Genomic DNA, 1,385 nt, shown 5'->3' with positions numbered 1-1,385 from the left:
TGATTGAGTAATAGCCGGCTATTGCGATTGAATGCAACGCAGATATTAGTCATTTAAACCAGTAAAAACGATCAGTTACTTAGGCGGATTGGTATGAGTTGCTGTATTGGTTTTGCTTTTTATCCTGATGATGGCACACAGCAGGTACCTTAATTGCGCTAGCAGATAAAGTAATGTACCAACAAAAGAATAACTTAAAGTGCACACAGGTGATAATGGAGAGATAAAAAACATTTAGTAATTAAAAACTCAATAATACAAAATGGTCTAAGTTTACCTAGTAAAAAAGAGCAAGTTCAAGGCGAAAGTTACGGCAAAAGATTATTCCCTTTGTAAAACGTTCACGCAAAAATAGCTTTTTTTAACAAGTAAGATAAATCCGTTAGTGAAATTGCTATTATTCGTTTAATTTAACTGTTTGATAAACTTGGCGGGTACACCACCTACCATGGTATCAGCGCCAACGTCCTTCGTAACCACTGCGCCTGCTGCAATAATCGCGCGAGCACCAATCGTTATCCCCTGACAAATCACCACATTACCACCAATCCAAACATCATCTTCAACCACAATCGGTAAGCATTGTACTTCCCACTTTCTACGTTGTAGATGATCTAGTGGGTGAGTTGGGGTATAAAACTGTGCATTGGGGCCAACTAATACATTATTTCCAATTGTTATGGTTGCGTTATCTAACATGGTAATACCCATATTTAAAAAACAGTCTCTGCCAATACGAATACTTTTACCATATTCACACTGGAACGGGGGGCAGACAATGCTATTTTCACCCAGCCCTTTTAGCAATGACGCCAGATAAGGCTTTGCTTTGTCAAATTGAGACTGGTTAATTTTTTGCAATAATTCAAACGCGCTATCACGCAGTGCGGAAAACTCAGGTGCTTGTGCATCATAGTCGAGACCTTGTTGCATTTTTTCAAATTCAGTCATGGTTAAATTGCCTTATATAAAAAGTAGAGATGTTAGGAATCGTTACAAAATAACTTGCGACAAATTGTTTCCAAAAAGCCTTAAGTGACGGGTTATTTTGAAAACAAAAGCGCAAGTAATTTTGAAGCCGATCCTAAATATTTATTCTGCCGCCTTCAAAGCATCACAGCTTTTAAAATTCACTTTAACAGTAATACCTTTCCTGAGTATTGGTAACAAGTACAAACCTGCATGATAAAGATAAAATTAATCTGCTTTCCTCTATACTACGCATTAAAGCCGACAGACTCATGCAAAATCAAGTGTTATCATGAAAAAATATAACCACAACATTTCCTTTTTTACCTGTTTTACATACAGGGCAAACGGGTTTAAAACAAACAGAATGAGTTTGCTTTCTGGTCAGTTGTTAATTCAAGCATCAAAAGGCAGGA

General features: G+C 37.0%; 1 protein-coding gene. It reads right to left on the bottom strand.

Going from position 1 to position 1,385, the window contains the following annotated elements; all coding sequences use genetic code 11:
- Window positions 1-405: 405 nt before the first annotated feature.
- A complete protein-coding gene (locus tag G322_RS0119330; protein ID WP_022943294.1) occupies window positions 406-951 on the bottom strand; it encodes a sugar O-acetyltransferase in 546 nt (181 codons plus the stop codon).
- Window positions 952-1,385: the final 434 nt, after the last annotated feature.

It is taken from the genome of Psychromonas hadalis ATCC BAA-638, assembly GCF_000420245.1.
GTDB classification, from domain to species: domain Bacteria; phylum Pseudomonadota; class Gammaproteobacteria; order Enterobacterales; family Psychromonadaceae; genus Psychromonas; species Psychromonas hadalis.
Note: the sequence above shows the minus strand (reverse complement) of the source record. Positions and strands in the feature narration are given on the sequence as shown.

Bases quoted from the DNA above. Each gene is read 5' to 3' on its own strand.
- G322_RS0119330 (WP_022943294.1), bottom strand. From the start codon at position 951: ATGACTGAATTTGAAAAAATGCAACAAGGTCTCGACTATGATGCACAA.